Origin of the sequence: Lysinibacillus sp. HST-98 (genome assembly GCF_016757845.1) — a bacterium.
Lineage (GTDB): Bacteria > Bacillota > Bacilli > Bacillales_A > Planococcaceae > Lysinibacillus > Lysinibacillus capsici.
On sequence record NZ_JAENHX010000004.1, the window covers coordinates 202,869 to 210,803 of the forward strand.

General features: G+C 38.6%; 6 protein-coding genes. All 6 read right to left on the reverse strand.

Annotated features, from left to right (window positions below):
* Nucleotides 1-22: 22 nt before the first annotated feature.
* The 6 genes from JIN86_RS11850 to JIN86_RS11875 all read right to left on the reverse strand — a co-directional run bounded on the left by JIN86_RS11850 (nucleotide 23) and on the right by JIN86_RS11875 (nucleotide 7,622).
* Nucleotides 23-1,924: a helix-turn-helix domain-containing protein gene (locus JIN86_RS11850; RefSeq protein WP_202342016.1), complete on the reverse strand. Its 1,902-nt coding sequence runs from the start codon at nucleotides 1,922-1,924 to the stop codon at nucleotides 23-25.
* Nucleotides 1,925-2,056: 132 nt separating this feature from the next.
* Entirely contained in the window at nucleotides 2,057-3,340 is a 1,284-nt protein-coding gene (gene rho, locus JIN86_RS11855; protein ID WP_004269450.1) for a transcription termination factor Rho, read from the reverse strand.
* A 224-nt stretch (nucleotides 3,341-3,564) separates the two neighbouring features.
* On the reverse strand, nucleotides 3,565-4,521 hold the full coding sequence (gene glpX, locus JIN86_RS11860) for a class II fructose-bisphosphatase (RefSeq protein ID WP_004269449.1): 957 nt from the start codon (nucleotides 4,519-4,521) through the stop codon (nucleotides 3,565-3,567).
* A 94-nt stretch (nucleotides 4,522-4,615) separates the two neighbouring features.
* The gene (locus JIN86_RS11865) at nucleotides 4,616-5,902 is read right to left on the reverse strand and encodes a UDP-N-acetylglucosamine 1-carboxyvinyltransferase (protein WP_004269448.1); all 1,287 of its coding nucleotides are present in this window, start codon (nucleotides 5,900-5,902) and stop codon (nucleotides 4,616-4,618) included.
* Between the two features lie 62 nt (nucleotides 5,903-5,964).
* On the reverse strand, nucleotides 5,965-6,615 hold the full coding sequence (fsa, locus tag JIN86_RS11870) for a fructose-6-phosphate aldolase (protein ID WP_004269447.1): 651 nt from the start codon (nucleotides 6,613-6,615) through the stop codon (nucleotides 5,965-5,967).
* Between the two features lie 152 nt (nucleotides 6,616-6,767).
* Nucleotides 6,768-7,622 carry a class II fructose-bisphosphate aldolase gene (locus tag JIN86_RS11875; protein ID WP_004269446.1) on the reverse strand — a complete coding sequence of 285 codons (855 nt, stop codon included), beginning with the start codon at nucleotides 7,620-7,622 and terminating at the stop codon, nucleotides 6,768-6,770.
* Nucleotides 7,623-7,935: the final 313 nt, after the last annotated feature.

Sequence of the window (7,935 nt, forward strand, 5' to 3'; positions counted from 1 at the left end):
ATAGCTCTTCCTGTTATCTCAGTTATTGTTGATGAGCCTTTGTAAATTTAACTATTTTGTCAGCTAGTTCTTCAGCTTGGTGTAAGCCAGAGAGTGGGTCAGAGGCAAAATAATATTCAGATGGAAGCTCTAATACTTGATTATTTTTAACGACATCTAAGTTTGTCCATGTTGCTGGCAACTGGCCTTCTTTGTTAAAGAAATTAACCATGAAGTTATAGTCACCTACATAGTCACCTACTACCTCATAGGAAATATCATAGCGTCCATTATTTCCTTCCTTTGTCTCAAACAGTTCCTGCACCTTTTCTTGAGGCTTCATGTCTAAAATTTGATAGAGTGCTCTACCGCCCGAAACACTAGATTTCCCTATAATCGTTGCATTTTTTTCAAACATTTCATAAATAGTAAATGTAGATCCCTTTGGAATCACATCCATGATTTTTTCTTTAGCTTTGGCGATCCCATCTTCAAATTCTTTTGTAAAAGCCTCAGCCTCTGCTTGTCTTCCTAAGTAATTCCCCATTGCCTTAATCTCCTCAGTCGCTGATTGATGGGCATCTTCAGCGAAAACAATTGTTGGGGCAATTTTTTCATACTTTGCTACATCTTCTACATTCCAAGTAATAATCAAATCTGGCTTTAACGCTAAAACTTTTTCTAATGACACCTTACCATCTGTACCAATATTCGTAATTTCTCCATCCTTATAGTGTTGCTTTAAGAAAGCAGCATAATCAAGGTTAGCCGTTACGCCTCCGACTGGTACAACATCTAACGCTAAAATTTGTCCCAGATACCAATCAGTTACGACTCTCTCTGCCTTCATTGGAATTTCTACTTCGCGTCCACTATCATCTGTTACGGTTCTATTCTCTGCCTTCTCGGGCGATGTTGGTTCATCAATCTTAGATTGGCTTGTCTCTTCATTACACGCTGTTAGTAAAACGAACAGGCTTAATAAAAAAGGAAGCTTTATATGGTGAATCATCCTCTTCATCATGATTTCATTTTCTCCATTCTCAAATCGTTTTGCTTGCGCGAGCTGATTATTATTGTATTGAAAATGATTCTCATTTGTAATGGCAATTTCGGACATATTAGATGCATATTTCAGCCTAAAGCTACTTGGAGCCAGATTTGTTGCTTTTTTAAAAGCACGACTAAAATAATATTCATCTTCAAATCCAAGAGATATGGCAATTTCTTTTATGCCATATTGATTGGTTAATAAATACTGCTTAGCCTGCTCTATTCTCAATTGTTGTAAATATATTTGTGGACCTACTTCATAGCGGGCTTTAAAGATGCGTAATAAATGCCGTGTACTAACCTGAAGCATATCTGCTAATGTCTGGATAGACAGTGGTTGATGAATGTGTTGCTTTATAAATAATCGTGCGGCTTCCGCCTTATCAATTTCATGTGGTTTCCCTTGTCCTTCCGCTAATTCTCGAAAGACATGATAGATAATTTCAAAGAAGGACGCCCTTACAGATAAATGCTCCTGTATAGAGCCAGATTGCCATTTGCTATACATATCTTGAAGGATGCTGTGAATGACTATCGGATTTGCGGGTACACAAGAGAAATGTGTTTGAAATGGTTGATAGTGCATGTGCAAATGCTGTATAAAGGCATCTTTGTACATGACATCTCCCTTATAGCTAATGAGAAAATAGCTAACACTTTGCTGTCCCCTAATGTGAAGACATTGAGATTTTCCGATATGAAAAATACTGAAGCGCTGCACATGATAAGATTGATCATCAATGACAATCTGTGCACCGCCTGCTGTGACAATAAGAAACGAGCTATATGTTAAAACCTTTGACACATGAATGTCTGATTTATTTATGTAATCGATTTGCTTCAACTGGATAAATGCATTTTGCCAAAGAAGCATATAGGCATCAAAATTCATCTTCGTCTCCTTCAGAACACATATTTACTTATCATTATATTGATAATGATTATCAATTTCAATACACATTTATAAAATAAACATATACAAAAAAATCACCATTGACAATTTGTTTGTCAATGGTGATGCCATTTATAAAAGTCCCTTACCCTTTGTTGCTTTTTTCATATCTTCATTTAGCTTTTCAAAAAATTCTTCATTTGATTTTGTTGTACGTATTTTTTTCAGGAAGCGCTCTGCAAAATCAGGTGCATCAGAGAATGTTTTACGAATCGCCCATAGCTTTTCAAGTTGTTCTGGCTCTAGAAGAAGCTCTTCTTTACGTGTACCCGAACGACGAATGTCAAGTGCAGGGAATATACGGCGTTCTGCTAACTGACGATCAAGATGAAGCTCTAAGTTCCCTGTTCCCTTAAATTCTTCATAGATAACTTCATCCATACGAGATCCTGTATCTATTAAAGCTGTCGCTAAAATTGTTAAACTACCGCCTTCTTCAATATTACGAGCTGAACCAAAGAAACGTTTTGGTCTATGGAACGCAGCAGGATCAATACCACCAGAAAGTGTACGTCCACTCGGTGGAATCACTAAGTTATAAGCACGAGCTAAACGTGTAATGGAGTCCATTAAAATAATTACATCACGCTTATGTTCCACTAAACGTCGCGCACGTTCTAATACTATTTCAGCCACTTTGACGTGGTTCTCCGGTACTTCATCAAATGTTGAGCTGACAACATCTGCATTGACAGAACGTTCAATATCCGTCACTTCCTCAGGTCGTTCATCAATCAGTAGGACAATTAACTCTGCTTGTGGATGATTGGTTGTAATAGCGTTTGCAATCTCTTTTAGTAAAGACGTTTTCCCTGCCTTTGGCGGAGCTACAATTAATCCACGTTGTCCAAAGCCTACTGGTGCAACTAAATCCATTATACGTGTGGATAAATTGCGTTGTGTTGTTTCTAGTTTAATTTGTCGATTTGGATATAAAGGTGTTAGTGCTGGGAAATGAACTCGTTCTTTCGCTACTTCAGGATCTTCGCCGTTGACAGCATCTACTTGTAATAGGCCATAATAGCGCTCATTTTCCTTCGGTGGACGAACCTTTCCTGAAACCTTGTCCCCATTACGCAAATCAAAGCGACGGATTTGGGATGCAGAAATATAAATATCCTCTTTACTTGGTGAGTAGTTGATTGGTCGAAGGAAGCCGAAGCCCTCTTGCGAAACAATTTCTAGTACGCCTTCCATAAAGAAATAGCCCTCTTGCTCTGAACGCGTTTTCAAAATAGCAAATATCAATTCTTTTTTCGTTAGCTTGCTATAATAAGAAATTTTATATTGGCGTGCAAGGGCGTAAAGCTCTTTTAACGTCATGTTTTCTAATTGAGCGATTGTCAATGCAGACATATGCACAACTCCAGTCTTTTTCAAAATATAATTCAATTTAATGGGGTTATCATTGAAGTTTACGCTTGGCTCTGCCAACGATTATATGGTTGCCTTTAATAATATCTATTGGAATACTTTCCACCATATAACTAAACATTGCCTTAATAATATGGGATGGTTATTTAAAGAAGAAGGTACCTAGCACAATAGATGTACTAGGTATATTTTAGAAGAAAATAACATTAATATCTAGGTTTTTTCTCAAGAGCGTGACGGCCTTCAACAAAGCGAACCGTACCAGATTTAGCACGCATAACTACTGAATGAGTTAAGGCATAAGCACCTTTATATTGAACACCCTTTAAAAGCTCGCAATCTGTTACAGCTGTCGCTGCAAAAATAGCATCGTCACCTTTTACTAGGTCATCTAAATAAAGTACTTTTTCAACATCCACACCCATTTTTGTGCAGCGTTCTAATTGCTCTTCATCTTCTGGTACTAGTTTTGCTTGGAAGTCACCACCAAGACATTTTAAAGCTACTGCCGCAATAACACCCTCAGGTGCACCGCCTGTTCCAAACATAATATCAATACCTGTTTCATCAAAGGCCGTATTGATTGCAGCACCAACATCGCCATCTTGGATAAATTTAATACGTGCACCAGCCTCACGAATTTCATCAACAATCGCTTGGTGACGTGGTCGATCTAAAAGAGTAGCTACAACATCCGAAATATCTTTATTTTTCGCTTTTGCTACTTGTAATAAGTTATAAGTGACCGAAGCATTGATATCCACTTTGCCCGCTGCTTCTGGTCCTACAGCAATTTTCTCCATGTACATATCTGGTGCATTTAACAGATTCCCTTTATCTGCAATAGCAAGAACTGTCATAGCACCATTTGTACCTTTTGCTACAATATTTGTACCTTCTAAAGGATCCACCGCAATATCTACTTTAGGACCACCATTTCGTAAACCAAGTTCTTCACCAATATAAAGCATTGGTGCTTCATCCATTTCGCCTTCACCAATTACTACTGTAGCATGCATTGGAATTGTATCGAACATTTTGCGCATCGCTGTTGTTGCTGCATCGTCTGCCTCAATTTTCAAACCGCGCCCCATCCATTTCCCGGATGCGATTGCTGCTGCTTCTGTTACTCGTACTACTTCCATCGATAAACTACGTTCCATTGTTGCTTTGCCTCCCGTTATGGGCACCTTTTCGTGCCAAAACATTCAAATTACCTCTATTGTAACATAATTGGTTGAAAACTTTTAGCTCTCATTATTCCTTTGTCTCAGCTACACGTGCCACAATTGTTTCACGTCGAATATCAGCGCCTAAATCACGTAATTTCTCAATAAGTGAGCTATAACCACGTTCGATATGATAGATATCCTGAATCTCAGTTTCTCCTTCTGCTAAGAGTCCAGCTAACACTAAAGCTGCTCCAGCACGAAGATCTGTAGCTGTTACAGTTGAGCCATGTAATCTACTTGGCCCTTTAATAATTGCTGTGTTTCCTTCTACACGAGCATCTGCATTCATACGACGAAGCTCATCAATATGCTTGAAACGAGCTGTGTAAATAGTATCTGTTACTTTTGAGGAACCAAAGGCTTGCGACATTAACACGGCAAGTGGTTGTTGAATATCCGTTGGGAATCCAGGGTATACCAATGTTTTGACATCCACTGCCTGTAATGTTGAGAGGTCTGTTTTTGGCACATAAATACTTTCTTCACCAATCTCAAATTTTACACCCATTTCACGAAGCTTGGCAATAATTGCTTCTAAATGCAGTGGAATAACGTTATCGATCGTTATACCATCACCAACTGCTGCAGCCATAATTAAAAATGTGGAGGCCTCAATGCGGTCAGGTATAATCGTATGTTCAGTACCATGTAGCTCTTCTACGCCTTCGATACGAATGACACTTGTACCTGCACCTTTAATATTGGCACCCATATTTGTTAGAAGTGTCGCAACATCAATTATCTCAGGTTCTTTTGCAGCATTTTCAATGACAGTACGTCCCTTAGCAAGGACAGCAGCAAGCATGATATTAATAGTAGCCCCAACACTTGCTACATCTAAATAAATTTTTGCCCCAATTAACTCATCTGCACGTAAATAAATGGCTCCATGTTCATTCGTAATTTTAGCTCCTAAAGCCTCAAAGCCCTTTATATGTTGATCAATAGGTCGAGGTCCTAAAAAACAACCTCCAGGTAAACCAATAACTGCTTTTTTGAAACGTCCAAGCATAGCACCCATTAAATAATAAGAAGCACGTAACTTTTTAACGTTACCGTTTGGTAAGGGCAATGCAATCATCTCTGTTGGATCGATTGTCATTTTCCCATTCTCAAATGAAACTTCCCCACCAATTTCCTCTAATAGAGCCTTTAACGTCCAAGCATCTGAAATTTCGGGTATCCCTCCAATAGTCACTGGAGAGTTCGCCAAAATTGATGCAGGAATTAAGGCGACTGCACTATTTTTTGCACCACTAACTTTAATTGTACCTTGTAGACGATTTTCGCCAGTAATTTTATAAACATCCATTTTGCGTTCTCCCTCATGATTGGAAAGTAGTATTTTTGCAATTTGCACACTTTATAATCTTATTATTCGCCTTTTCTCTTATTCCAATCCGCTAAAAATCCTTCAATTCCTTTTTCAGTTAATGGATGGTGGAAAAGCTGTTTTAATACTTTAAACGGAGTAGTTGAAATATGTGCCCCTGCTAAAGCTGCTGCTGTAACGTGTTGAGGGTGACGGACAGAGGCAGCGATAATTTGTGTATCGATATTATGGATTGTAAAAATATCTGCAATTGTTTCAATTAACTCAACACCATTTTGACCAATGTCATCTAAACGGCCGATAAATGGTGATACGTATGTAGCACCTGCACGCGCAGCCATTAATGCTTGGTTAGCACTAAAAATTAATGTCACGTTTGTTTTAATACCTTTGTTTGCAAAGAAACGACATGCCTCTAATCCAGCTGGTGTCATTGGTAGCTTTACTGTGATGTTTGGCGCAATAGCAGCTAACTCCAAACCTTCTTTAATCATTCCTTCTGCATCAAGTGCAATAACTTCCCCACTTACAGAGCCATCAACAAGCTCAGCGATTTCGCGAAGACGATCATGGAAAGAAACATTCTCTTCTTTAGCCACTAACGATGGGTTTGTTGTCACTCCTGATAAAATACCCCATGCATGTGCCTCTTTAATCTCTTCAAAGTTTGCTGTATCAATGAAAAACTTCATATTATTATTTCCTCCTGATCATTTTTCTTATATTATTAAATATTTTCCAAAATTTCTTTATTTCAAAAACAAGAGAAGGTCGATTGAAAGCATCAACACTTCTCTTATTATGTGTATTTATCTATGCTTTTGTAACATATTAAATGCAAAAATTATGCTTTTTGTGCACTTCCAAATTCACGAATTTTACCAATAACCGTAGCTTTGATGGCTTCACGTGCAGGACCAAGGAATTTACGAGGGTCGTAAACAACTTTGTCGTTGTCAAGAATTTCACGAATTACTTTTGTTGCTTCAATTTGATTTTCAGTATTGACGTTGATTTTAGCCGTACCTAATGAAATAGAACGTTGGATATCTTTTGTTGGGATACCTGTACCACCATGTAAAACAAGTGGAAGGTCTGCCAATTTAGAGATTTCCTCCATTTCTTTAAAGCCTAAGTTTGGCTCTCCTTTGTAAGGACCGTGTACAGAGCCAAGTGCTGGCGCTAAGCAGTCAATGTCAGTTAGTTCAACCATTTTGCGACATTCTTCTGGATCAGCGTAAATAATACCACCGATTACGCCATCTTCATCTCCACCAACAGTTCCTAATTCTGCTTCCACAGAAACGCCTTTAGCATGTGCGTATTCTACTACTTCTGAAGTAATTTTCACATTTTCCTCAAATGGGTGATGTGATGCATCAATCATCACGGAAGTAAAGCCTGCATCAATTGCTTCTTTACATTTTGCAAAGCTAGAACCATGGTCAAGGTGAATTGCTACAGGAACGGTAGTACCGTAAGATTCCATTAAACCTTTTACCATATGAACAACAGAAATAAATCCGCCCATATATTTACCTGCACCTTCAGAAACACCAAGAATCACTGGAGATTTTTCTTCTTCAGCTGCTTGTAAAATTGCTTGAGTCCATTCAAGGTTATTAATGTTGAATTGACCAACAGCATAACCTTCTGCTTTTGCTTTAATTAACATCTCTTTCATAGATACTAATGCCATACTAAAAATCCTCCTCATAGGACTATTCTTTCTACATAAACATGCTCCTCAATCATAGCAAAAATAATAGCCCCTGAAAAGCAGGGGCTATTATTTTCTACCCGAAAGCGGAGTGTAACGTAGCGGCAGGGTGACGAAGTGAAGAGCAACGCAACGAAGTCCTACTCCCCTGAAAAGCAGGGGCTATTATTTTCTACCCGAAAGCGGAGTGTAACGTAGCGGCAGGGTGACGAAGTGAAGAGCAACGCAACGAAGTCCTACTCCCCTGAAAAGCAGGGGCTATTATTTTCTACCCGAAAGCGGCGTGTAACGT

What these genes read in the sequence shown, in the direction of transcription:
- glpX (WP_004269449.1), bottom strand. Translation starts at nt 4,521, where the DNA reads ATGGAACGTAGTTTATCGATGGAAGTAGTACGAGTAACAGAAGCAGCA.
- JIN86_RS11865 (WP_004269448.1), bottom strand. Translation starts at nt 5,902, where the DNA reads ATGGATGTTTATAAAATTACTGGCGAAAATCGTCTACAAGGTACAATT.
- fsa (WP_004269447.1), bottom strand. Translation starts at nt 6,615, where the DNA reads ATGAAGTTTTTCATTGATACAGCAAACTTTGAAGAGATTAAAGAGGCA.
- JIN86_RS11875 (WP_004269446.1), bottom strand. Translation starts at nt 7,622, where the DNA reads ATGGCATTAGTATCTATGAAAGAGATGTTAATTAAAGCAAAAGCAGAA.
- JIN86_RS11850 (WP_202342016.1), bottom strand. Translation starts at nt 1,924, where the DNA reads ATGAATTTTGATGCCTATATGCTTCTTTGGCAAAATGCATTTATCCAG.
- rho (WP_004269450.1), bottom strand. Translation starts at nt 3,340, where the DNA reads ATGTCTGCATTGACAATCGCTCAATTAGAAAACATGACGTTAAAAGAG.